Origin of the sequence: Francisella sp. 19X1-34 (genome assembly GCF_041102755.1) — a bacterium.
In the GTDB taxonomy this organism is placed as follows: Bacteria; Pseudomonadota; Gammaproteobacteria; order Francisellales; family Francisellaceae; genus Francisella.
Genome location: NZ_JBGCTX010000015.1, coordinates 1 through 25,751, shown reverse-complemented (window position 1 = coordinate 25,751; position 25,751 = coordinate 1). Strand labels below are relative to the sequence as shown.

The following is a 25,751-nucleotide window of genomic DNA, read 5'->3' as shown; positions in this document are numbered from 1 at the left end:
GTAAATCCTGGCTTTGATATTAAGTTACTCATGCCCTTCTCCTACTTCTGATTTGCTAATATATTTTTTACTTGTGAATAATATTTGGTATCTTTTAAAGGCTGATATGCCATTCTTAATGGTATCCAAGCATATGAACGAAAAGTTTTCATTTTACCTTTTATCTTCACTGTGTTTTCGTGCCACATAGTTATATGACCTGGATTTGTATACAAATGAAACTCTTTAGCAATATCATTTAAATTATTAATTCTATCTGCCGTACTTCGTTCTTTTATAAGCTCAATATCAAACTTATCTGTTGGCATTTGGTTTTTATAAATCTTATAGTTATTACAAATCTTCTTAAAATTAAGACTCTTTGCACAACCATATATCCTTATCCAGCCCCACGCATATTTTTGAATATCACCATCATTTTTAAAATCATTTAATCTATATTTTTTATCATTCTCACTTTTGTTATAAACAAAATCATAAATGTTTAAATCTTTTGGTACATTCATAAATGTTATACTTAATTCATAAGTATATAAATTAAGTGATCTATAGTAGTTATTTAAATCTTGAATTAGCTCTAGTGCTTTTAATACTCCAGCTGCACTATTTGGCATTCCAACATAAAGATCTGTTTTTGCTCCAATATAATCATGATCTATTTTTAACCATTGTTTTACAGTTAGGTGCTTTCCAAATAAATCAGCTAATGCCTTACCTGTATAATCAGTTTTATCTCCCTTTTCTTTAAGAGGTGAGTCAGTACCTAAGCCTCCAAACATAATATAGTTTTTACTATATTTTTCTATTATCGGTTTTGATAACTCTTTCCACTGTGCTGAAACTAACATCCATTTAAAATCATCTACTACAGCGTCTTTTGTTTCATAGTAAGATCCTCCAGATATCAAATCTCTAGTAATATCTTTTGCTTTAAAATTATATGCTCTTAAATTCTCGGAATAGCTAACATCAGATACCTCAAACTTATCGCCATGATATTTCTGCTCAAGAGCTTTTTCTATTTTAGCTTTAACCTCCGGATAACCAGTTATCCAACCTATAAAACCACAATATCCCATCACTGGAATTACTAAGAAAATCATTAACAAAAGTTTTTTCATTTAAAATCTCACAAATAGAAATACACCCTAAGATTCATTCTATGACCTGATAATCTCTAATTCAATTACTTTTGAAGACTTTAATCTCTACTTTTAAATATATAAACTTTTATGACAGATAAAATTAATATTTGTTGATTACAATTACAGTACATTAGCGGTTAGTAGTCCATAAAACAAATATAGTTAATCCGAATAAGTTATGTCAAATAAAACCTGTCATTCCCGCGGAGGCGGGAATCTCTCAAGTATTTAAAAGATCTCCGTGTCAAGCAGGAGGATGACTACTGTTTTTGATGGTGTGTCCTGATTAGATAAACAATCTTTCAAAAGTTATTCAGACTAACTATATTAGAAAAAATCCATATCCTTCGTCATACTACGGCTCCGACCGTAGTATCCATTAACAAAGTAGAAATTTTATTAATATCCTTTAGATCCTATGGTCAGGCTATAAAATGACATATCTTTTAAGTTAGCTATACCCAAAAACTATCTTTCTCTCAAACTATTATCTATACCTCGAGTAAGTGGCTCTGTGAAGAAATCAAGCACTCGTCTTGTACCAGTTTTAATCTCTGCTACTACTGCCATACCTGGTACTATTTTAAAACTCTCACCATCTTTATGCAGAGTATTGTTATTTAAGCTTATTATTAATTTATATACCAAACCTAATCTTTCATCCTCTATAGCATCTCCAGAAATATGCTCAACCTTACCATGTAAGACACCATACTCTGCAAATGGGAATGTATTTACTTTAACCTCAGCAGTTTGGCCTTTTCTAAGATAACCAATATCTTCATTTTTAACATATACCTCTGCTTCTAGCTTTTGATCTAGTGGGACTATCTGCATTAGGACTTGTGCAGGAGTTACAACAGCTCCTATAGTATGTATTTGCATTTCATGAACTATACCATCTATTGGTGCTCTAATTGTATTTTTACCATTTAATGTAGTAGCTTTATGTAACTCTTGTTCTGATGTATAGAGATCTTTCTTGTCCTGACGAATAGTCTCTAATATTTTTAAATATGTCTCTGACTTATAGCTTTGCAGATTACTTTTTGCTTCAGCAATCTCAGCATCCAGCTGCATATCCTTACCTTTTTCAGTTTCTAACTCATAATATGTATTTAAATACTTCTCCCTATACTCAAGGTATTCCATCCTTGCTACTGCTTTTTTCTTATATAGTTTTGTATAGGTCTCTAATTTTTCTTTGATTATTTTTAGCATCTCCTCTAACTGATGAGTTCTATTTACACTTATAGCTTTTTCTTGTTTTTTTGAAGATAGTGTTGCTTCTAAAGTTAGTAGCTTCGCTATTCCTGACTCCCACTGTTGCCAAAGTAGACGTTTTGATTGCTCAATATCTAACTTATCTGTAACTCCTTCAGGTGGTTTATAATCAATCTGGTCTAATGGTATCTGCTTACGTTTATCACTTTTTATCATCTTATATAAAATCTGCTCACGCGATATCCTAAGCTTATAAAACTCTATATCTTCTTTGAGTTTATTGATATCTGACTGAGTATATTCTGACTCTAATACTACCAGCACATCGCCCTTATGAACTATCTGACTATTATCAACATTAAGATTAATTACAGTACCTTTTTCTGATGATTGAATAGTCTTAACATCTCCTGCTGGAATTATCTTACCTTGACCAACTGTGATAATATCGATCCTACAAAAATACGCCCAAACTAAGACAAATATCACCAGAAAAATCAAACAATATAATATCGTTCTTAATAATGGATGCGGCGGTTTATCAGTAACCTCTAAAACACCTGGTAAAAAACTATATGCATCTGTCTTAGCATTACGCTGCTCTGCTAGTGCTTTACGATTTTTCCAAAACTCCTTCACTTTAGCAGCTTGTAATAATTTCTTTTTCTCTGCAGAGTTATTTTGCTCTTGAGTATCTTTATTATCCATTTGCTACTCCGCGATGCTGAGAGTTGTATAAAGCTGCATAACAACCATTTTCTGCTAAAAGATCCTCATGACTACCATCTTCAACAATAACTCCCTGATCCATATAAACTATACGATCACAACTTTGTACTGTAGATAACCTATGCGCTATTATAAATACTGTTCTTCCTTGAGATATCTTTGCCATATTACTTTGAATAACTTTTTCAGACTCATAATCTAGGGCTGAAGTTGCCTCATCAAAGATAAGTATCTTTGGATTATTCATTAGTGCTCTAGCTATAGATAATCTTTGCTTTTGACCTCCTGAGAAGTTCGAACCTCCCTCTTCGATAATTGTGTCATAACCATCCTTAAGCTCTAAGATAAACTCATGAGCACCGGCATATTTAGCTGCTGCAACTACATTATCCATACTTGCACTTGGATTTGTCAAAGCAATATTCTCACGAATAGATCGATTAAACATAAAACTCTCTTGTAGTACCACACCGATGTTCTGTCGTAGCCACACTGTATCAACAGTTGTCAAATCAGCACCATCGACAAGTACTTTACCTGACTCTGGTTGATATAATCTCTGAATGAGTTTAGTCAATGTGCTTTTACCACTACCTGACCTACCTACGATTCCTATTGATTGGCCTGCTTTTACATCTAAACTTACACCATTTAATACAGGTTTACTATCTGCAGTATATCTAAATTTAACATCTTTAAAACTAACATCACCTTCAAATGATGGCAGAGCGCTTTTACTTGCTTTGGTTGATGCTTCTGTTGGTGAATTTAGAATATCACCTAATCTTTTTAACGAAACCCCTGCTTGTTGGAATTCTTGCCATAGGTTCACTAGCTTGAGTATTGGCTGTGTTACACGTGCTGCAAGCATATTAAAAGCTATTAATTGCCCCACTGTAAGCTTACCCGCTATCACCATATGCGCACCTATAAATATAATTGCAATAGTTGTTAACTTACTCACTAACTCTGCAATATTACCTGCTACATTACCTAAATTTTGCGAACGAAAAGATGCTTTGACATATTCAGTAAGATTATCCTCCCATTTACGTTGCATCTGTGGTTCTATTGCACTAGCTTTGACTGTTTGTATGCCTGTGATTGATTCAGTCAAAAATGATTGATTTTTTGCACCTGTCGAAAAAACTTTATCTAATCTATGTTTTAATATAGGTGTGATAAATAAAGATAATAGAAAATATATAGGAATAGTACCTAATACAATCAACGTCAGCTCCCAACTATACAAAAATAAAACCGCGATAAATATAAAAGTAAAAGATAGATCAATCACTAATGTCAAAGCTGTACTTGTGATAAAACTACGAATGCTATCTAACTCTTTAACTCTTGCAACATTCTGCCCAACTTGGCGTGTCTCAAAATATGATAGTGGCAGCTTCATCAAATGTGAAAATAACTTCGAACCTAAGACAACATCAACTCTAGATGTTGTATGACTAAACAAATAAGTCCGAATAGTTCCAAATACAACCTCAAATATTGCCACTACAAAAAATACTATAGCCAATGTATTTAAAGTAGTAAGGCCGTTATGCATAATCACCTTATCCATAACTACTTGAAAGAAAAATGGCGTAACTAGCCCAAATAGCTGGATAAATAAAGAAGCTATCAAAACATCTTTAAAAATATGTCTATATTTCCATAATGCAGGTATAAACCATTTAATATTAAAGCTTTCTTGAGAGTCTTTCTCTGCGCCTTTATAAGTTATAAGAATAGCTTTGTTACTATATATACTAGCCAGATCTGATTCAGATAGTTTTAATAAGTCATTAGAGCCTTGCTGAACAACTATATATTCATCATTTTGTATACCTACTAAAATAAAATACTCATTACTATTATCTTGTAAAATGATAGGTAAAACTCTAGGGTTGATATCTCTAGGTTTAAGCTTGACTGATTTAGCTCTAAAGTTATTAGCTTTGATAGCTCTTAATAAGTTAACATTACTTATACTACCATCAGTATCACCATATTCATGTTGAATCTGCTTAGGATCAATCGCAACTCTATTAAATGAGGCAATCTGGCAGAATGAAAATATCCCAGTATTCATATATACTAATCATTTATAAGAAGTCCTAATTTCATGATATAAAAAACTTATGACATTTAAAATAAAAAAAATATTCTACTTTAAGAATTATTTGCTTTTATTATTCTTTATAACTCCAGTATGTCTCTTTTCAACTCCAAGCATATACTATTGCCCATCACCTCAAGCCTTCAAAAAGATAGGCAATAGTCTAACTGCCGAGACAAACTTTCATAACTTTAAATATCAGTGGACAGCTAAAGATCAAATCCCAACCCAGTTTCCAGAGTATCCTCTTACATTTAAAGGTGCTAATCTTGTCAATTGTCAGGGAGAGCTGTGTGAAATAGAGTGCTACTATTTTTCAAACATTGAAGCACATCTAATAACTGCTATTATGAAATCTAGCCAAAACTTACATGTCTATAAAAAGCAAAATGCATATTTAAAAGACTTTAGCTGTCAATATACCGAACATGTAGACTGCCCATTTGTTATAAATTATTTCTAACTGTACCATTTTAAAGAAAGTCAAGAAATATATCTCTAAACTTTTTACTATAAAGCATTCAAACAAATGCTTCTGTAATTTATAATAGCCATGTAATTTAAAGTTTAGTTGTCTGGATTATTAGTGGTTTAGCTACAATCTTGAGCCGATACTAATTAGAACAGGGAGTTTTGGTGTTTTGACTAGAGAGCAAGCTTTGGTGCTCTGCATTTACAAAGAAGCCCAACGTTGAAACTATGACACCCACTTGATACCAATAGGGATCAAGAACATTGAGCTAAAACGGTAGTCTGGACAACTATTTATTATATTTGAGAGTATCCTTATGAATAAAACTCAAATTCGTAAACACCTACTTAAGATTAGAAATAACTTAGAAAATAAAGAGCTTTTATCTAAACAAACAAATCAAAAAGTTATCTCGCATATACAAGATACTTTCCCAAATGAAGATTTAAATATAGCTAGTTTCTTATCGTTAAAAAACGAAATAGACACATCATTAATAAACTCTCATTTTAATAATATCTACCTACCAATAGTTCACCCTTTTATAAAACATGGACTATGGTTTGCTAGAGACTCTAAAAATTATTATTTAAATAAATATAGCATCAAAGAACCTATTTATAACCTTCAAGATATAACAACTGCCTGGGAGTTAGATATAATTATAGTTCCAATAGTTGGTTTTACTAAAGATAAGTTTCGAATGGGTATGGGTGGTGGTTTTTATGACTACTCACTAAGTTTTAAAAAGAACAAAAAATCCCCCATAACTATAGGCGTAGCCTTTGACGAGCAACAAAATAATGCTATCATCATAGATAACTACGATATCAAACTTGATACAATAATTACACCAACGAGGATTTTATGAGATGGATAGTATTACTGTAACAAACCAAATTAAAGAGTTAATACTATCCAAAATAGATCCTCAAGCAAATATTGAAATAATTAATGAAACCCATAAGCATGTGAAGCATAAAGGTTATAGTGAAGGTAAATACCATTTTGCATTAAATATATCTTCTGAGAAACTAAGTTCTATGAGAAAAATCTCATCACATAAGGAAATATATAAAGCCGTTAGCAGCCTTATGCCATATATTCATGCTTTATCGATAAAAATCAAACCGGAGTAATTTAGCATGTTTGATTTTATTATACACTTTAATGAGTATATTAATTATTTTATCCACTCCCTTGGAATATGGTTTTATATACTTTTATTTTTTATAATCTTCTGTGAGACAGGTTCTGTATTAGGAATATTTTTCCCTGGTGACTCTTTACTATTTACAGTAGGTTTAACAGCTGCAGCAACAAACTTAAATATCCACTTAGCGATACTATCAATATGCTTAGGAGCCGTAATTGGCGATAGTTGTAACTATATTATAGGTAAGTTTATTGGTGAGAAAATGTTTAGCAGTCATGCTAGAGTCTTCAAAAAAGCATATTTAATAAAAACAAAAGATTTCCTAAACAAACATGGTAACAAAGCTATTGTCTTCTCACGTTTTATTGCTTTTGTGAGAACTTTAACCCCTTTTGTTGCTGGCGTTAGCCGTATGAATTACTTCAAATTTGTTACCTTTGGTGTTATTTCAGCAATAATATGGTCCTTTTCCATAACATATACTGTTTATTTCTTTAGTGATAACCCTTTTGTAAAAAAATATTTGAGTCTTATTATCATGCTAATAATTGCATTTGTTATTATACAAATGTCTATTAAAACTATCAAAAATAAAATTAAAGCAAAAAAACCTTAACCTTTTAAAATTATTTTTTTATAATCTAACGACAAATCATTGAAAGGTCATCCTTATGGATACTATCTTAGCATTATTGCATATTGTATTACACTTAGATCAATTTATAAGTACTTATATAAATATTCTCGGTAATTGGACATATTTATTACTTTTTGTGGTTATCTTTTGTGAAACTGGATTGGTTATAACACCTTTTTTACCTGGAGACTCACTTTTGTTTGCTCTAGGTCTTACAGCTGCTGCAACAACTCTTAATATACATTTAGTAGCTCCAATTTTAGTTCTTGCAGCTATATGTGGTGACTCTTGTAATTACTTCTTAGGTAGGGTTATTGGTAAAAGTATTTTTAAGGATGATGCTAAGATATTAAAGACAGCTCATCTAGAAAAAGCTGAAGAGTTTTTTAATAAATATGGCCCTATAGCTATAATCCTTGCCAGATTTACACCTATAGTTAGAACATTTATGCCTTTTACAGCTGGTATGGCTCGTATGAGATATCCTAAATTTGTAACTATGGGCGTTATTGGTGCTTTTATTTGGGTTTATTTGATCACATATATAGCATTTTTCTTTAGTAATAACGCTTTTGTTAAGAAGTATTTTGGCGTATTTATAATCTTGATTGTTGTTATATCTTTGATACCTCCAACAATATCTTTTATAAAAGCCTTTAAAAACAAGCTAGCAAACAAAAACTCATCTTCTCTTTAGATTTAAATAATCAATCAATAACTCTCGAGATTTTAATTTTTTACCAGCCAAAACATTATCTATAGATACACGTATCACTCTTGAGATAACCTTTAAATCATCCTCATGCCACATGCTAATTGGTTGGTTAATTTTTAAAAGACTACTACCTTTAATAGTATTGATCCTAGCTTCTGAAGATTTTTTAAAACCTTCAGCAAAGATATAATAATTACATTGAGGTTCTATTGGTAAGTTTTTAGCATCACAATCAACATATATACCTTGCCCTAAGCTTTCTAAAAGCTCAAGCTCAAACATCCTTAATAGATATCTATAATTATTTTCATCAATATTCTTTAGAATAAAAGCATATTTATCGAATAAGATCCTTTCTTCATGTGAATAGTTTAATAATAAATATATTAGTTCATTAATATACTGTAGTGACAATAAGTTAATATATGAGCTCTGGTAAAAAGACTCTATAAATTCAATATTATAAATCTTATTAAGCCCTCCTTCCTTTTTTGCAAAACTTATTTGACCTCTAAGTTTAACTAAAGGTTGATACAAGCTTAGAGTCTTTTTGCTAGTTCTAATTATAGCTGATAGCTTACCAAACTCTTGCGTAAAAACACTCACAAGTAGGGTATTTTCCTTATACTTACGCTGATGTAATATGTAGAAATTATAAAGCTGATCTCTCATTTATTTTCTCTATTAGCTCAACTATTTGCAAAGCATTTCTATACTTAACTTCTGGCAAATCAAAGTCGGCAACTAAATTTTCTAATGTTATGTTCTTAGCATCTTGTTTACTTTGTAGTTTCGTTTGCAGAAACTTAACCATTGCCATAATATATGCATCTCCAAAAACCCTATAAGAAATCTCATGATCAGATACATATAGTTCTACTGTAGAAAAACTATCTTTAACTTGATACTTTTGTTGCTCAGGATAAATATTACCATCTTCAACTGTTATTTTAGATAGCAAACCTTTTACTAAATTATTATACATCTGTTTCTCCTTTTGGAGATAAAGCTCTTAAAAGCTCTACTTGTTGCTTGATATTCGATGCTGCATTTATAACTTCTTGCTGTGTAGTATACAAGCCAAATGAAACTCTAACAGTCGCCTCAGCTTCATCTGAAGTTAAGCCTATAGCTGTTAAAACATGTGATGGTTCAACAGCTTGAGAGTTACAAGCTGATCCCATAGACAAACAAACTCCTTCTAACATTGCTAACAAAGCCTCTCCTTTTACACCTAAGAATGTAATACTCAAAATTCCTGGATAGCTATTCTCAAGGTTAGTATTTATTTTTATATTTTTAACTTCAGATATAACTTCCAAGAACAGATCACGCATTTGTTTTACATGTTTGAAATTTTTCTTTCTATTAACAAACATTTCTTTACAGGCAACACCTAATGCAAATATTTGATAATTTGCTAACGTCCCAGCTCTTAAGCTAAACTCTTGAGCCCCACCATGAATTTGTTTGACTAACTTAACTTTAGGTCGCTTTGATCTTACATACAAAAAACCCACTCCTTTGGGCGCATATAATTTATGTCCTGAAACTGATAGTAAATCAATATTCATTTCTCCTATATTTATATCAACCTTGCCATAGCCTTGAGCAGCATCAACATGAAAGACAATCCCCTTTTCTCTAGTGATCTTACCAATTTCTAATAAGTTATTTTTAGTTCCAAGCTCATTATTAACTGCCATTATACTTACAAGTATAGTCTGCTCTTTTATCGAGCTTTTTAGTTGCTCAATATTAACTTCACCAAACTCATCAACATCTAAATATGTAACCTCAAACCCTTGTGTTTCAAGAAAGCCAAATACATCTAGTACGGCCTTATGCTCTGCTTTTGAAGTAATTAAATGATTACCTTTATTTTTATACCCATATGCTACACCTTTAATAGCAAGATTATTAGACTCAGTAGCTCCAGAGGTAAAAACTATCTCTCGAGGTAAAACATCTAAAGTTTCTGCGATATCTAATCTTACTTGATCAATTTTAGATTTAACAAGCTCTGCTTGCTCATAAGTAGATGATCCTGAGTTAAAGAAATCATTATCATTACCAATAGAATCCAACATTGTTTGTTTGACTTTAGCACTTAGTGGAGTTGTTGCAGCATAATCTAAATAGATAAGACTCATTTAAAACTTAATTATTCTTTCATTTAATATCCAATATTGCTATTATATCAAATAATTGCATACATAGTACTTTAACAAGATCGCGACTAATATTAAGCATATGATTAGAGATGGTAAATCTAATCAGTTTCTTATAAGAAATTTGGCTTAGGATATCTAACGATCTTAATAAGAAGGCCTACAAATGGCCAAAAGCGAGTTGGCTCGTTAAACAGTCAGCTATGAATTACATTTATTGAAGGAATTAAGAATGAAAAAAATATTAATAAATAGCAAGAGTAGCGAAGAAACGAGAATTGCTACCTTAGATAACGGAAAACTTATAGATTTAGATATCGAAAATGTTGATAGAGAACAGAAGAAAGCTAATATCTATAAAGGATATATCTCTAGAATAGAGCCTAGTTTAAATGCTATTTTTGTAAATTATGGTGAAGAGAAAAACGGTTTCCTACCATTTAAAGAAGTTTCAGAATACTATCTAAAAGATGTGCCTAATGGTGATAATATTGCCCCTTTATTATCTGAAGGCCAAGAGCTATTAGTTCAAATTGACAAAGAAGAACGTGGTGATAAAGGTGCTGCTTTAACTACATTTATTACATTAGCTGGCTCATATATGGTATTACTACCAAACAACCCTAATGGCGGTGGCATTTCTCGTCGTGTTGAAGGTGAAGATAGAGAGAAGTTAAAAAAATATTTAAAAGATCTAAACATCCCTAAAAACATGAGTGTAATTGCAAGAACTGCTTGTGTTGAATGCTCTTTTGAAGAACTAAAGCATGACTTTGATACTCTAGTTGAACTATGGTCTTCTATTTCACAAACTTATCATAAAATTAAGAAGCCTGCTCTTCTACACAAAGAAAGTGACATTATTGTAAGAACTGTAAGAGATCACTTAAAAGAAGATGTAAGAGAGATTATAGTTGATTCTAAAGAGTGCTTCCAAGATGTTAAAAGACAGCTTGGACTACTAAGACAGAGTTTTGATATAAATAAAGTTAAATTCTACAACGAAGATTTACCTTTATTTACACAATTTGGTATAGATCAACAAATTGAAAATGCATATAAAAGAGAAATCCGCCTACCATCTGGCGGCTCTATAGTAATTGATACTACAGAAGCATTAGTTGCAATAGATGTAAACTCCTCAAGAGCAAACAAAGCTGAAGATGTTGAAACTACAGCATTTAAAACTAACTTAGAAGCTGCTGAAGAGGTAGCAAGACAGCTTAGAATTAGAGATCTTGGTGGGCTTGTTATTGTTGACTTTATTGATATGTCTTTCTATCCAAATAGAAAGCAAGTAGAAGAAAAACTAATGGATGCTCTACAGCAAGATAAAGCACGTATCCAGATGTCACGTATTTCTAAGCTTGGTCTTGTAGAGATCTCAAGACAACGTCTAAGCTCTTCTATAAACGAAAGTGTTATGCAAAAATGTCCTCGTTGTGAAGGTCATGGTTTTATAAAAACAACTCAAGCAACAGCTCTTACAATATTGCGTAAGATTAGAGCTGAAGCTATGAAAGATGATACTAATGAGATTAGAGTTCAAGTTCCTGTAGATATAGCAGCTTATATCCTTAATGAAAAAAGAGATAGTATCGTTGATATCGAAAGAATCTCAGAAGTTAGAATTATGATAATTCCTAATTTCAATATGGAGTCACCTAAATTCCAAATGCAAAGAATCTGGGGCTCTAGCTATAAGTCTAACCGCTCAAGTTCTGACTTGATTGAAGATGTTTATAATGTTGAGATCCCAAAAGCTGGTAAGAAAAAAGTAGCTGCTGTAGATCTAAGCAAAGCTGTAGATAGAGAAGTCTCTGCTAAAGTAGAAAGCAAAGCTAAACACAATGAGCAAGGAAATAACCAACATTCTAATCGTCAGAAAGAAGAGGTTACTACTCCGAAAGCTAAAGAACAACCAAGCAAGAAAGGCTTTTTTGCTAAATTAGCTAGTATTTTTTCTGGTAACTCTGAGAAACCGGTTGAAGCAACTAAAAACTCTCAAAAGCCTAGCAACAAAAATAACAATAAACCCAATAATAATCCTCAGAGAGCACAAAATAATAAGCCTCAAAGAGATAACAAACAACGTAATGATCGTAATAATAACAATAACAACTCAAATGATCAGCGTAATAAAAATAGAAATAATAAAGCTCAAGAAAACTCTCAAAAGCCTCAGCAAAGAGACAACAATCAACGTAATGAGCGAAATAATAATGATAATAGATCAAATGATCGTAACAAAAACAAAAGAAGTAACGATAGATTTGACAAAAAATCAAATAATAAAAATAACAACAGAAGCAATAATACTAGTCTTAATAATGCTGAAGAAGTTATTGATATTACAAAGGTTAAGTATAGCAACCAGATCTCAGAAAATAATGTTGATAACATCAAAAAGGTTATCTCTAAAAACCCTGATGAGTTTGTCTCTGTAATGGTTAAAGATGTCTTAGAGAACTATGATAGCTTAAAAGATGATGGAGCTACGAAAATCAACACTGAAGAAAAAGTAAAAACTCAGAAGTATTTAAAGTTTAATACTATCTCTGTTGATAATGAAATAAATGCTATTCTTGAAGCTAAAAAGCAATCTGAAAAAGCTCTAAAAGAAGCTCAAGAGGCTAAAACTAAGGCTGAACAAGAGAAAAAAGCTGCTGCAGAAAAGCAAGAGAAAGTAGCCATTGAGGAAGCAAAAGCTTCTAACAAAGAAGATGTGACTACTCAAAAATCAGAAAATACAGCAACTAAAAAGAAAGAAGCTGAGACTACTAAATCATCTCAAGCTAAAGAAAAACCTGCTGAGAAGAATACTAAAAAAGAGAGTGCTAGAAAAGATAAGTCTGTTGAGAAAAACACACAAGCCGCTCAACAGCCTGAGTATATTAACTACTCTCCAGCTGTAGACTTTGAATCTCAAGCATTTATATAAGGCTAAATAATGTTACATTATCCTCATATTAATCCAATTGCATTAAAGCTTGGACCTATTGAAATACATTGGTATGGTTTAATGTATTTATTTGGAATCTTCGCTGGCTGGGCTTTACTTAAATATCGTGCTAAAAGAAAACCTTGGACCCCGGTAAAGCCTGAACAAGTTGGAGACTTAGTCTTCTACGTTGCTTTAGGTGTTATTCTTGGTGGTAGAATTGGTTATATAATTTTTTATAACTTACCTTACTACTTCCATAACCCTACACAAATGTTTTACATCTGGGATGGTGGGATGTCATTCCATGGCGGCTTTATTGGCGTTCTTATAGCATTTGCTCTATATGCACGAAAAGTAGGAGCAAACTTCTTTGATTTAGGAGAATTTGTAGCACCAGTAGTACCAATAGGGCTAGGCGCAGGTAGAATAGGTAATTTCATAAATGGTGAGCTTTGGGGAAGAGTCACGGATTCTCCTATTGGTATGGTTTTCCCAACAGGTGGACCTTTACCAAGATACCCTTCACAATTATTTGAGTTTTTCTTTGAAGGTGTAGTATTGTTTACAGTGCTGTGGCTTGTGACTATGAAAAAGAGACCTCGCTATTTAGTCTTAGGGCTATTTATGTTTTTATATGGTTGTGCTAGATTTATTTGTGAATTCTTTAGACAACCAGATCCACAATATGGCTATATTTTCTTTAACTGGATGACTATGGGGCAAATCCTATCTATACCTATGATTATACTAGGGGCAATAATCTTAATTGTTCTGTTTATCAAGTTAAGAGGGAAAAATAAATGCGAGAATATCTAAACTTTCTAAAATATATAAAAGAAAATGGTTCTGTTAAAGGCGATAGAACTGGTACAGGTACAAAAAGTGTCTTTGGCTACCAAATGCGTTTTGACCTGCAAAAAGGCTTTCCTCTAGTTACTACAAAAAAAATACACCTACCTAGTGTTGTTCATGAGTTACTATGGTTTCTAAGTGGTAGCACTAATGTTAAATATCTTAATGAAAATAAAGTCCGTATTTGGAATGAATGGGCTACAGAAGACGGTGAGCTAGGCCCTATTTATGGTAAGCAGTGGCGTGACTTTAATGGTCAAGGTATTGATCAAATAGCTGAAGTTGTCGACATGCTAAAAACAAACCCTAATTCACGTCGAATTTTAGTATCAGCATGGAACCCTTGCGTTGTACCCTCTGAGAAAATATCTCCTCAGGAGAATGTTGAAATAGGAAACTCTGCACTGCCTCCTTGTCATGCAATGTTTCAGTTTTATGTTGCTGAAGGTAAGCTATCTTGTATGCTTACTCAACGAAGTGCTGATGCTTTTCTTGGTGTACCGTTTAACATAGCAAGTTATTCATTACTTACACATATGATTGCTCAGCAATGTGATCTAGATGTTGGTGAATTTATTTGGTCTGGTGGCGATTGTCATATTTATAATAATCATATTGACCAAGTTAATGAGCAACTTAATCGTGAACCTCTAGAATTACCAACATTAGAAATATTAAGAAAACCAGATTCTATTTTCGATTATAAATACGAAGATTTTGAGTTTAAAAACTATAAGCATCACCCTGCTATTAAAGCACAAATATCAATATAAAGGACTAATCTAAATGAGTCAATTATCTCTTAATAAAAAGAAAATTCCTATCTTACTTCTAGAAGGAATTCATCTAAATGCTTTAGAAGCATTTAAAGCTGCTGGTTATGAAAATATTGAGCTATTAAATACCGCGCTAGAAGGCAAAGAGCTTATTGATAAACTTAAAGACTTTAAAATAGTTGGATTACGCTCACGTACACAGCTAACTAAAGAAGTTCTTGAACAGTCACAACATCTTACTGCTATAGGATGCTTTTGTATAGGCACAAACCAGGTAGATCTAAAAACAGCTCATGATCTGGGTATACCTGTATTTAATGCCCCTTTTTCAAATACTCGTAGTGTCGCTGAACTTGTGCTAGCTGAGGCTATACTACTTATTAGAAATGTTATTGATAAAAATTCTAAAGCTCACCGTGGACAATGGCTAAAATCTGCTGAAAATGCTAATGAGATTAGAGGTAAAACTCTAGGAATTATTGGCTATGGCCATATTGGTATGCAGCTTAGTGTTTTAGCTGAGAGTATTGGCTTTAATGTAATCTTTTATGATGTCGAGGAAAAACTACCGTTAGGTAATGCTATACAAGTAAATAGTCTAGATCAGCTCCTAAAACAATCAGATGTAGTATCCTTACATGTACCTCAACTGCCTACTACAGCAAATATGGTATCAACTAAACAGTTTGATGCTATGAAAGAAAACTCTGTTTTAATAAATGCTTCACGAGGAAATGTTGTTGATATAGATGCTTTAGTTAAAGTACTCGAAAATGGTAAATTAAAAGGAGCTGCTATAGATGTTTTCCCTGTAGAACCATCTTCAAAAGGAGAGGTTTTTGAAAGCCCATTGAAAGATTTTGATAATGTCTTTTTAACACCTCATATTGGTGGTAGTACACTTGAGGCTCAAGAAAATATCGCTAATGAAGTAAGTGCAAAGCTTATTAAATATTCTGATAATGGCTCTACATTAAATGCTGTAAACTTCCCTGAAATATCTCTACCAATACACACAGATACGCATAGAATATTACATATTCATGAAAATATCCCAGGTATGATGAATGAGTTAAATAAGATATTAGCTGCTAAAAACATAAATGTAGAAGGTCAATATTTAAGAACTTTAGAGAGTATTGGTTATGTAGTTATGGATATTTGTTCAACTTCAGATGAAGCTAGAGATCTTGTTAAAGAATTTAAAAAGATCAAAGCAACGATCAAAACTCGCTATTTAATATAAGGATAACTCTAACAACTAATGAGCATGCATCTTAATGTCTATAGATAAAACTCTTGTCTTAAATGAAATAAAAAAGCTCTCTCCTTCACATATAATCATTGGCTATAGTGGTGGTATTGATTCAAGTGTTTTATTAAATATTACCAAAGATCTAAACATCCCTATAATTGCTATTTATATAAATCATAATATTCATGCAAATGCCCTAGCGTGGCAGACACACTGTGAAAAAACTTGTGATAAATATAATATTCAGTTTATTAATCACTCTCTAGAGCAAGTTCCTAAAGGTGAAAGTTTTGAAGCATGGGCAAGCAAACAACGCATGAGTTTTTTCCAACAAGTTATGAAAAACTATCCAAGCCCTCTACTACTACTAGGCCATCACTTAGATGATCAAGCAGAAACATTTCTAATTCAAGCTATGCGAGGTTCTGGATTAGCTGGATTAGCTGGTATACCCTATTATAAGAAGCTAAATATTGGAGCAGTTCTACGTCCATTACTTAATTACAAAAAATCAGATATTGAAACATTTGCTCAACAAAGCAATATTGATCATATTTATGATGATAGCAATCTAGATACCAAATATAGGCGTAATCTAATTCGTAATGAAGTAATTCCTATTTTGCAGCAAGTAAATCCAAATATTAGTGAGACTCTTTCTCGTAGTGCTAATATATGTGGGCAAAGTAATAATATAATTAATAAGTTAATTGCTGAAAAGCTAGAGCAAATATCTCAAAATAATAACATCTGTATTTCTAGACTTATTAATTTAGATGAAGATATTCAAAAAAGTATTATTCATTTTTGGTTTAAAAAAAGCACATCTCAAAGTCTTAAGAATAAGCAAGTCCAAGATATATTCTTAGGAGTAAATAACTCAACTACAGGATGGCAAATAAATATTAATCAACAATATGATATCCGTATTGAATATAATAAGCTTCTAATAAAAGAAATTTCAATGCCTAAATTTTTAGCAAACAATGCTGAAATCCTAGAATGGTTAAGGACTAAAACTAATAAAGATTATGATATAAATAAACTGGTTATTAGAGATAGGCAAGCTAATGATAAGTGTAAATATCTAGGAAGAAGCAAAGCTAATAAATTAAAGGTGCTATTTCAAGAGCTTAAAATACCCGCATCACAACGATCAAATGCTAAAGTCATTTTATACGATGAAAAAATAGTAGCCGTATACCCCTTCTTTATATGTTCTGATTAAAACTTATCTAACTTTCTTCTTTTTCTTCTCCAATTACCAACAATAATAGATCCAATAATTAAAAACATTGCTAATGTCTGAGTAAGATTAATAGTCTCACTCAAAAACAACCATGATAGAATTAAAGTAAAAATTGGCATTAATGCTGTCATCATACCAGTTGTTGATGCTTCTAAATACTGACACCCTTTTGTCCAAAATAGATAAAATAGGCCAGAAACTATACCTAATAATAAAATTATCCAATATTGAAGAGCACTAAGCTTATATAAAGTATCGTAGTGAGTACAAAACATAAATGGTGCTACAAAAACTGCATTTATAATATTAACTAAAAGAGCATTCGTTAAAGGTTTTATATGTAGTGGCATCGCCTTTACAAGCACATAATACATCGCTTCTGGAATCATTGAGAGAAACACAATGAAATCACCTAAAAGATTTAATCCTGTAATCTTAGGTTGAATTATTCCATTAATGTTAATGATAATTAGACCTAATATAGCTAAACAAACACATATAATTTTCAAAGGCGTCAGACGTACTCCTAATAGTAAAAACATCAACACCAATACCATTGCTGGTAATGTACTTGTTATTACACCAGCCATACTAGCAGAAGTAAACTGAACACCTGCTAACATGATAAGGTTAAATAACGCCCCACCTCCAAGCGCTTGGCCAATTAATACTAACCATTGTTTTTTATTTAATGTTTTAACTGCAGCAAACTCAGCTTTTTTCTTTTTCTTACTTAAACAAAGAAATACAACAACAAGAAATAAAGCCCCTATTATAAATCTTGACTCAACTAAAACTAAAATTGGGGTAGTTTCAATAATATACTTAGACCCAGTAATATTTATTCCTGTAACTAGCTGTGCTAATAAAATAAAAATAACAGCTACTAATATATTGATTTTAGTAAGGTTTTGTTGCATTTCCATTAATATTATTATTCCAAATTTATGATTAACTTAATCAAATTAAAATATCTTTCTTATTTTATGCTAAGTATAAACTATTTACCCAGAAACCATATCCAAAACATAGCATTTTATACTTATTAATTAATAGAGCGAAACTTAATGAATTATCTAAGGCCAAACAATATATTATTTTAATTTCTTAATAAAAAATGCTACTACAAACCATAGTAGTACTGTTATAAATATTACAACTATAATATGCATAAACAAACCTTGAAATAGTTTTGCTTGACTAACTAGATCAAGAGTCTTTGAACCACTATTTCCAAGTGAAGCAAGATCAGCAACTTTAGCACCAATAAATCCGGCAATACTTCCTGTGAAAAGCATATAAGCAGCAGCTAGAAATCCAGTATACTTTTTGTCTTTAATTGATGTAATTTCAGATAATGCTATTGGATCGATAAATAGCTCAGATAATCCCAAGCACGCTAACGCAATTATAACAAGCAATGCTGAAGTTGTACCATCTACACTTGCATTTTTTGCTGCTATAAAGAATAAAATAAAACATAACAACTGGAAGATAAAACCAAAAGAAAACTTAATCATTCTACCAAAATCATTATCTAAAGACTTTACTCTCTTCCATATCCATGCAACAACTAATCCTCCAAACAAAATAGATAATGGATTCATTGAAGTAAACGTACTTGCCGGTATATCTATACCAAGTAAATATGTATCAACATTTCTATGGATAAATACTTCTACAGAGGTATAAAGTTGTTCATCAAACATCCAAAACACTACACCAAAGATAAAAAAAGGTATTAAAATGAGCAATGATTTTCTTGTCGAAGAATCAGTTTTAACTAAAATTACGACAAAGTACACTACTGTAATGATTGTAACAACTGCTAACAAGTAACCATCCCATAGTAAATCCAATGCAAAATAGCCAATAAATAATATAGCCAGAATACTTAAAAATACCAATGATGACTGTACTTTTTTTGATGAAGAATTTTCAGGAATAATATCTGGAATATATTTGGATCCAAATATAAAAATAATCAAACCAAAAATCATTCCAATACCAGCAATACCAAAACCATAATGCCATCCATAATAATGAGCTGCTAAACCACAAAGTGCTGGAGCTATAATCCCACCAACATTTCCACCTAAATATAACAATGTGAATGCAGAATCTTTTTTTGGATCATCTGCAGAGTACTGCTGCCCAAGTAAGCAAGACAAATTACTTTTAAAAAAGCCATAACCACAAACAATAAATGCCATACCATAGAAAAGCATACTATCGCCACCAAATCCTAAAATAAGATGGCCTATAGACATAAAACCTGCCCCATAAATCACTGCTTTTTTATAGCCTAAAATCTTATCCGCAACAATACCTCCAACTATTGGTGACAAATAAACTAATGTCACATACGCACCTGCGGTAGCATAAGATCTAGTATCTCCTAGCTTGAGATGATCAATTAAATATAAAATCAGCAATGCTCTCATTCCATAAAAACTAAAATATTCCCACATATATATTGCTATAATATACCAGAGTGCTTTAGGATGCTTTTGCTTTGAAATATCTATCATTTATTAACTTATAATCATTGTTTTACTTATTAAATATAATATAGCAATATCAAAATATAACTAGTATTCAGATGTAAAATTTATGTTACTATTGAATATGTAAATAAAGTAACTTTGAGGTGTTCTTAATGAAAAGTTTATCCAAGAAACTGTTTAGCTGTACTTTAATCTTCTCAATGCTCTTTTCTCAATCTATAGCTTGTACCGCTATAACTTTAGTTAATAAGAAAGGAGATGTTGTTTCAGGAAGGACTATGGAATGGGCACTTAACTGGAATTGGCAGCTTTTGTATATGCCCAAAAATACTCAACATTACCTTACAGCTCCTAGTAATTTAAATCTTCCAAAACATCAATATAAATCCAAATATTCTGTCTTAGCAACAGGATTGTCAAAAAATGGGCAAACTCTTGTAATAGATGGACAAAATAGTCAAGGACTAAGCCTAAGTGCTAACTATTTGCCTGGCTTTACAAAATACCAAACTGTAAGCAAAAATGACACCAAATATGCTTCAATAATTGAATCTACAACTTTTATATTAAGTCAGTTCGCTAATGTTAACCAGGCTAAACAAGCACTAGAAAACTATAAAGTATGGTCTGATAAAAGCATAATGATTGATGGTATATCTCCAGAAGTTCACTTCTTAATTACAGATAAAACTGGTGCTGGCCTAGTTGTAGAGTATATAGATGGAAAAGTTAAGTTTTATGATGTTAATTCAAATGTCAAAGTAATGACTAATGCCCCTACTTATGATTGGCAACTACTTAATCTAAAAAATTATTTATCACTAGATAATAAAACTCCAACTAACCTTAAAATTGATGATGTTGTAAATACTGACAAGCATAAAAAGACGCTACAAGATCTAAGTGGTTTCTTAGGTGGTGGATTACTAGGAATACCTGGTGATTACTCTCCTCCATCAAGATTTGTTAGAACTGCAGCTATAGGGTATTATTCAAACAACTATGCTCCTAAAAATGATGCTGATTTAGTTTCAAAAGTTACACATATTCTACATAATGTTGATATTGCCAAAGGTGTTGTTGCAGAGAACTTAAATAGTAAAAAAATGTTTGATCACACTGCTTATGTTGTTATTAAAGATTTAAATAATAATAAGCTTTATATCTCTACATACTACCATCCTAATAACCCAGTAGTAGTTGATCTAAATACTTTAGATAAAGATAATTCTAAAGGATTTGATATTATATTAGAAAAATTACCATTTCCAAATAATGATATTACCAATACACTAGTAAAACTTAGCAACTAACTTTTCAAAGGTCATTTTTATTTAATAATTTATCATAAACCTTTTGAATACCTTGGGCTTCATTTTGAATCTTATATTTAGAATTAATCAACTCATAGCCACTTAAAGATATTTTCTCTCTTAACTTACCATCGCTTATTAATATCTCAAGCTTTTCTATTATTTGTTGACTTGATTGAGTATCTATCAAATAACCATCTTTACTATCTGTAATTATCTCAGGCCAAGCTCCTGCTTTTGTCGCTATAACTGCACATTTTGATGCCATTGCCTCTAATGCTGGTAACCCAAAACCTTCCTTATGACTAGCACAAACAACTATATCCATCGCTCTATACCAATTAGGGATTTCACTAGAATCACTTATAAAGCCGGTAAAAGTTATCCTATCCTCTAAGCCAGAATCCTTTACTTTTTCTTCCAAAGCTTCTTTAAAGTTCTGATCTTTAGGTGTTGCTTCACCAACAATTACAGCACTCCAGTTTGGATATTTTTTTAAGACTTGTGTCACAGCATTAATAAATTCTTCTGAACCTTTTGATTTTCTGATTCGACCAAATATACCAATACTATGCTCTCCTACTAGCTTTTTTTCTTCTTTAGCTTTATTCTTATCTTTTGCTGGATAGAAAACTTCAGTATTAACACCATGTGGAACAATATAGGGAGTTTTTTCAAGATATGATGCAGATATCTCAGATGGGCAAATAACTGCGCTCATTCTATTTATATAAAATCTTGTAAGTTTCTTATGATGACGTTGTGCTACAGAAGTAAAAACCAATATTATTTTATAACGAAAAATATATTTAAGTATTATTCCAACTAGCATGTCAATATTTCTACGTGCATGCCAAATACGCCACTTATCACGCCAACACTTAAATAAAAAATCTCTAAACCTAATTGTTTTTATATCTTTAGCTTTAATATTAAAGCCCATTGCAACGATATTAACTAGCTTATTTTGCTCCGGCATGACAGCTAACATACTAGCATTAATACCAGAGAATCTACGTCCTAATGAAAGCGCTATGACATCTATTTCTTTATAATTTATCTTCATTATATAATTTTTGGTTAGTATCAAATTTCATTGAATATACTATAGAACATACAAACACTAATATCATTGCTGGCCTAGTTGAGCCAAAGAAATATGCATCAGTAAATGATGATAATATAAATGTTCCAAAGATAATAAACATTATATACTTAACATTTATGTTTATTTTTTCATCTATATAATTACTTCTAGGATAAAACCTAAATAACATTATCCAGAAAATTATTATACCTATTCCACCTAAAATTCCATAATGTCCTAAAGAATTTAATAAATCATCATGAAAATGAAAATATGTTTTAACAAAAGGTTTTATTTCACCTTCTTTTATCATTTTATCTTCTAATTTTGTTATATCTGCATAACTTAAACCTACAATAGGACTTTGGATAAATGATTTAACCCCTACTTTATATAACTGTAACCTAATACCTGTTGAAGTATCAGCTTTACTATCATATTGCTGCTCTATATTAACTACTTGATTAAATCTATCTATCTCAAATTTATGTTGTGCATATTTATTAATAATAAAATATCCTGACAAAAATATAATAGCTAGAAAAAACAAAACTATAAAACATTTTTTAATATTTAATCTTAATATGATTAGGATCAAAAGCATTATAAAAAAAGCAATTATAGGGCCTTTACTCGCTACAGCTAACAAACTTACTAAAGAGACTATAAATAGTATAAATAATAATAAGCATTGCATATATTTTTTAATATTTAAAAAACTAATAAACAAATACACACAAATTACACAATATATAGCTAATAGCAATCCTGAATGTATCGTATTATATGGTGTTATATAGTAGAACCTACAGCTTTGATTAAGAAATAAATAGATTATTACTCTTACTGTTAATATTAAGCCTGCTAAAATAAATGCATAATATAAATAATTTAATTTAACTTTATACAACTCTCTTAAACAAACTGTTGTAAGTGGTAATATTAATAAAATTGCCCATATTTCAAATAAAAGTGACTTATCATCCCCATGAACAATATTCATTATATACAAAAACACTGGATATATTAAAAAGAGAATAACTCGCTTATAATCTTTAAATACAATATCAATAACTTGTTTATAATTAAATAAAGCCAAAACAATAGTATTAACTAATATCCCAACCGTAAAAATCCCTAATACATTTATTTTTGTAAAAATAAATACTACACCTAGTATTATTAGAATATTATTTACATAATTATAAAATTTCGCAAACTTTAAACTATTATCTAAAATCACTTATATACCTAACATCTTCATTATTTTTGTGAAAACAAGCACATACCCTTTATAAAACCCAGATTTTATAAATTTTGATTTAAATGTATTTTTATTATCAGGATACTCATAGTCATACCACTTTTGCAAATAGAAACAGTTGTAAGGATTTATAATATACCTAATAAACTCAACTTTTCTCCATGGCTTTTTACGCCCACTATAATGCATGACGATTGGATCAAACATAAACTTTGTATGTCCAATATGCCTTGTTGATGAAACAAAATAATTATATTTATCTTCTAGAACTTCAAAACCAAAGCCATAAGTTTCTAGAGTTATAGCTATTGTACCAAGCTCTGAAAAAACTGATTTGTTAGTCTTGTCTGGAGACTTTGTTATTATGCGTTTATAAACGTCACAAAACTTATTCCAAAATTCTTTTTCATAATACTCTTTTAGATTAATAAATACGCAGCCAAAAGAGATCGCAGGTTTACTCATAGTTTCTTCTGTTAAGTTAAATTCTTGCTTATAAAAATCTCTATAGTTCAAGATAACATGATCAAATTTCTGGAAGCCTCTTGTAGCTTTAAATATTGATTTTGGTGTATTTTTCTCAACATCTAGATTACCTTGGATAAGAACGTCATAGTCAAGCTTAATTGCTACTTCATACCCAAGATGGTATAACTTATCAGGAATTGCAAAGTTTAGGAAAACTTCTTTAGGCCATGCTTTAAATCCAGAGAAAAGATTATCATCTTCAAGATCTAATAATTTTACCCCTATTGATTTTAACTTTGAAACATCTTCATTAGTATAAGAACCACTAGGTAAGCATATAAATGCATCAATACTTTTATTATAGTCAAATAATGACTTAAAAACATAGAATGACGCATCTATTATATTCTTATCTCCCGCTATAAAAGCCGCTACTTTTTCCATACTGCTGCAAAACTCCTCACACCTACAATTAAAGCATTAATCACTATATACTAACTCAAAGCATTTCAAAATTTACTTTTTACTTAAAAACCCATAATTATTATATCTTTATAGATAAAGAAGTACAATTATTAAAAAGGTTTCATAAAAATGTTATAGTGATTAAAATAAAGACATCTTTACTATCCTAAAAATGAAAAAATTATGGTATTACACAAAAAATTTCAGTAACAATTTTCTTTTCAAAAAAATTTATGAATATCAATTGAGCTTGAAGCTTAAGCAAGTAACACAATATGATATAAACTATATTAATCAAAGAGTTAACTATTACAATAAACTCAAGAAATCATTTACTTTAGAAAATCCATTAACATGGAAAACCTATAAGCGTAATACACCTATAGTTATCAATGGTAAAGTAGACCGACAAAAACAATTATCTGCTTATTACTTTGATTTTAAAGAATCTCTTATCTACTTTGATAAAAGCTATTCTTTTGAAACTATATTTACAGATCTGATTGAAGTACCAAAATCACCATCATTCGTAAAAAGTCGTCCAATTGATGGGGATAATAAAAATGCAGTATTATTAAAGCTTGATAAGCTTAGACATTTTCGTTTTGTTGATGATAATTTAGCTTTTAAAGATAAGAAAAGCGCTATAGTATTTCGTGGTCAATGTCATGTACCTCACCGTCAAGAGTTCATAGAAAAATTTTACAACCTATCAAACTCAGACTTTGGTGATACTATGAAATCAAGTCAAGGTAAGCCTTACTATAAGGATTATTTATCTATACCTGAACAACTAAAATATAAATACATACTAAGTATTGAAGGTGTAGATGTTGCCACTAATTTAAAGTGGATAATGAATTCAAACTCACTTTGTTTTATGATAAAGCCAAAATTTGAAACATGGTTTATGGAAGGTACTCTTATCCCAGACCACCACTATGTCCTTCTAAAAGATGATTACTCTGACATTCAAGAAAAGATGGACTATTATGACAAAAATCCAGAAGAAGCTCTAAAAATTATTAAAAATGCAAATAACTACGTTGAACAATTTAAGGACAAAAACAGAGAAAAAGTTATTTCATTACTTGTTCTAAAAAAATATTTTGATTTAAATAAGGCAATACTTAACCTCAGTTCGGAATTAAAAGCATTGTAAATTAAGGGTTTAGTAGTGTTTTTAGGTTAAAATAAGCGAAAAAC

Annotated in this window: 23 protein-coding genes and 1 other RNA gene; 13 read left to right on the top strand and 11 right to left on the bottom strand. The window is 30.9% G+C overall.

The window, feature by feature from the left end; genetic code table 11:
* Positions 1 to 41: 41 nt before the first annotated feature.
* The 3 genes from AB8E56_RS03750 to AB8E56_RS03740 all read right to left on the bottom strand — a co-directional run bounded on the left by AB8E56_RS03750 (position 42) and on the right by AB8E56_RS03740 (position 5,187).
* The gene (locus tag AB8E56_RS03750; RefSeq protein ID WP_329478115.1) at positions 42 to 1,121 is read right to left on the bottom strand and encodes a hypothetical protein; all 1,080 of its coding nucleotides are present in this window, start codon (positions 1,119 to 1,121) and stop codon (positions 42 to 44) included.
* A 492-nt stretch (positions 1,122 to 1,613) separates the two neighbouring features.
* Positions 1,614 to 3,077, bottom strand: coding sequence for an HlyD family type I secretion periplasmic adaptor subunit (locus AB8E56_RS03745; RefSeq protein ID WP_329478113.1), 1,464 nt, complete (start codon positions 3,075 to 3,077; stop codon positions 1,614 to 1,616).
* Positions 3,070 to 5,187, bottom strand: coding sequence for a type I secretion system permease/ATPase (locus AB8E56_RS03740; RefSeq protein ID WP_329478111.1), 2,118 nt, complete (start codon positions 5,185 to 5,187; stop codon positions 3,070 to 3,072). The genes AB8E56_RS03745 and AB8E56_RS03740 overlap by 8 nt, the downstream gene beginning before the upstream one ends.
* Positions 5,188 to 5,236: 49 nt before the next feature.
* On the opposite strand from AB8E56_RS03740, the gene AB8E56_RS03735 reads away from it, so the two are divergent.
* The 6 genes from AB8E56_RS03735 to AB8E56_RS03710 all read left to right on the top strand — a co-directional run bounded on the left by AB8E56_RS03735 (position 5,237) and on the right by AB8E56_RS03710 (position 8,176).
* Complete coding sequence (locus tag AB8E56_RS03735; protein WP_329478109.1) at positions 5,237 to 5,677, top strand: hypothetical protein; 441 nt, start codon at positions 5,237 to 5,239, stop codon at positions 5,675 to 5,677.
* A gap of 106 nt (positions 5,678 to 5,783) precedes the next feature.
* Positions 5,784 to 5,978, top strand: a non-coding RNA gene (gene ssrS, locus AB8E56_RS03730) — 6S RNA.
* A gap of 24 nt (positions 5,979 to 6,002) precedes the next feature.
* Entirely contained in the window at positions 6,003 to 6,557 is a 555-nt protein-coding gene (locus tag AB8E56_RS03725) for a 5-formyltetrahydrofolate cyclo-ligase (protein WP_329478107.1), read from the top strand.
* Between the two features lies 1 nt (position 6,558).
* Entirely contained in the window at positions 6,559 to 6,825 is a 267-nt protein-coding gene (locus AB8E56_RS03720; protein WP_329478104.1) for a BolA family protein, read from the top strand.
* A 6-nt stretch (positions 6,826 to 6,831) separates the two neighbouring features.
* Positions 6,832 to 7,458, top strand: a complete 627-nt coding sequence (locus tag AB8E56_RS03715) for a VTT domain-containing protein (RefSeq protein WP_329478102.1) — start codon at positions 6,832 to 6,834, stop codon at positions 7,456 to 7,458.
* A gap of 55 nt (positions 7,459 to 7,513) precedes the next feature.
* Positions 7,514 to 8,176 (top strand): VTT domain-containing protein, encoded by a 663-nt coding sequence (locus tag AB8E56_RS03710; RefSeq protein WP_329478100.1) that lies wholly within the window; start codon positions 7,514 to 7,516, stop codon positions 8,174 to 8,176.
* On the opposite strand, the gene recO is transcribed toward AB8E56_RS03710, so the two are convergent.
* The 3 genes from recO to AB8E56_RS03695 are packed head-to-tail and all read right to left on the bottom strand — an operon-like array spanning position 8,162 to position 10,347.
* Entirely contained in the window at positions 8,162 to 8,866 is a 705-nt protein-coding gene (recO, locus tag AB8E56_RS03705; protein WP_329478098.1) for a DNA repair protein RecO, read from the bottom strand. The two genes, AB8E56_RS03710 and recO, sit on opposite strands and share 15 nt — an antisense overlap.
* Positions 8,847 to 9,179 (bottom strand): hypothetical protein, encoded by a 333-nt coding sequence (locus tag AB8E56_RS03700; protein ID WP_329478096.1) that lies wholly within the window; start codon positions 9,177 to 9,179, stop codon positions 8,847 to 8,849. Before AB8E56_RS03700 ends, recO begins: the two co-directional genes overlap by 20 nt.
* Positions 9,172 to 10,347 carry a cysteine desulfurase family protein gene (locus tag AB8E56_RS03695; protein WP_329478094.1) on the bottom strand — a complete coding sequence of 392 codons (1,176 nt, stop codon included), beginning with the start codon at positions 10,345 to 10,347 and terminating at the stop codon, positions 9,172 to 9,174. Before AB8E56_RS03695 ends, AB8E56_RS03700 begins: the two co-directional genes overlap by 8 nt.
* A gap of 250 nt (positions 10,348 to 10,597) precedes the next feature.
* On the opposite strand from AB8E56_RS03695, the gene AB8E56_RS03690 reads away from it, so the two are divergent.
* Genes AB8E56_RS03690 through tilS form a run of 5 tightly spaced genes read left to right on the top strand, consistent with a single transcriptional unit; the run spans position 10,598 to position 17,420 of the window.
* Positions 10,598 to 13,306: an Rne/Rng family ribonuclease gene (locus AB8E56_RS03690; protein WP_329478092.1), complete on the top strand. Its 2,709-nt coding sequence runs from the start codon at positions 10,598 to 10,600 to the stop codon at positions 13,304 to 13,306.
* Between the two features lie 9 nt (positions 13,307 to 13,315).
* Positions 13,316 to 14,125 carry a prolipoprotein diacylglyceryl transferase gene (gene lgt / locus AB8E56_RS03685; RefSeq protein ID WP_329478090.1) on the top strand — a complete coding sequence of 270 codons (810 nt, stop codon included), beginning with the start codon at positions 13,316 to 13,318 and terminating at the stop codon, positions 14,123 to 14,125.
* A complete protein-coding gene (locus tag AB8E56_RS03680) occupies positions 14,110 to 14,934 on the top strand; it encodes a thymidylate synthase (RefSeq protein ID WP_329478087.1) in 825 nt (274 codons plus the stop codon). Before lgt ends, AB8E56_RS03680 begins: the two co-directional genes overlap by 16 nt.
* A 13-nt stretch (positions 14,935 to 14,947) precedes the next feature.
* Complete coding sequence (serA, locus tag AB8E56_RS03675) at positions 14,948 to 16,183, top strand: phosphoglycerate dehydrogenase (protein ID WP_329478085.1); 1,236 nt, start codon at positions 14,948 to 14,950, stop codon at positions 16,181 to 16,183.
* A gap of 34 nt (positions 16,184 to 16,217) precedes the next feature.
* Positions 16,218 to 17,420, top strand: a complete 1,203-nt coding sequence (tilS, locus tag AB8E56_RS03670; RefSeq protein ID WP_329478083.1) for a tRNA lysidine(34) synthetase TilS — start codon at positions 16,218 to 16,220, stop codon at positions 17,418 to 17,420.
* On the opposite strand, the gene AB8E56_RS03665 is transcribed toward tilS, so the two are convergent.
* Both AB8E56_RS03665 and AB8E56_RS03660 read right to left on the bottom strand, forming a co-directional pair.
* Entirely contained in the window at positions 17,417 to 18,367 is a 951-nt protein-coding gene (locus tag AB8E56_RS03665; RefSeq protein ID WP_329478081.1) for a DMT family transporter, read from the bottom strand. The genes tilS and AB8E56_RS03665 overlap by 4 nt on opposite strands.
* 168 nt (positions 18,368 to 18,535) lie before the next feature.
* On the bottom strand, positions 18,536 to 19,972 hold the full coding sequence (locus AB8E56_RS03660; protein WP_329478078.1) for an oligopeptide:H+ symporter: 1,437 nt from the start codon (positions 19,970 to 19,972) through the stop codon (positions 18,536 to 18,538).
* Positions 19,973 to 20,100: 128 nt separating this feature from the next.
* On the opposite strand from AB8E56_RS03660, the gene AB8E56_RS03655 reads away from it, so the two are divergent.
* On the top strand, positions 20,101 to 21,261 hold the full coding sequence (locus tag AB8E56_RS03655) for a linear amide C-N hydrolase (protein ID WP_329478076.1): 1,161 nt from the start codon (positions 20,101 to 20,103) through the stop codon (positions 21,259 to 21,261).
* 4 nt (positions 21,262 to 21,265) lie between these two features.
* Here AB8E56_RS03655 and AB8E56_RS03650 read toward each other — a convergent pair whose 3' ends face one another.
* Genes AB8E56_RS03650 through AB8E56_RS03640 form a run of 3 tightly spaced genes read right to left on the bottom strand, consistent with a single transcriptional unit; the run spans position 21,266 to position 24,524 of the window.
* Complete coding sequence (locus AB8E56_RS03650; protein WP_329478074.1) at positions 21,266 to 22,327, bottom strand: glycosyltransferase family 4 protein; 1,062 nt, start codon at positions 22,325 to 22,327, stop codon at positions 21,266 to 21,268.
* Positions 22,311 to 23,591: an O-antigen ligase family protein gene (locus AB8E56_RS03645; protein ID WP_329478072.1), complete on the bottom strand. Its 1,281-nt coding sequence runs from the start codon at positions 23,589 to 23,591 to the stop codon at positions 22,311 to 22,313. Before AB8E56_RS03645 ends, AB8E56_RS03650 begins: the two co-directional genes overlap by 17 nt.
* Entirely contained in the window at positions 23,592 to 24,524 is a 933-nt protein-coding gene (locus AB8E56_RS03640) for a glycosyltransferase (RefSeq protein WP_329478070.1), read from the bottom strand.
* Positions 24,525 to 24,789: 265 nt separating this feature from the next.
* Here AB8E56_RS03640 and AB8E56_RS03635 point away from each other — a divergent pair, with 265 nt between their 5' ends.
* On the top strand, positions 24,790 to 25,707 hold the full coding sequence (locus AB8E56_RS03635) for a glycosyl transferase family 90 (RefSeq protein ID WP_329478067.1): 918 nt from the start codon (positions 24,790 to 24,792) through the stop codon (positions 25,705 to 25,707).
* Positions 25,708 to 25,751: the final 44 nt, after the last annotated feature.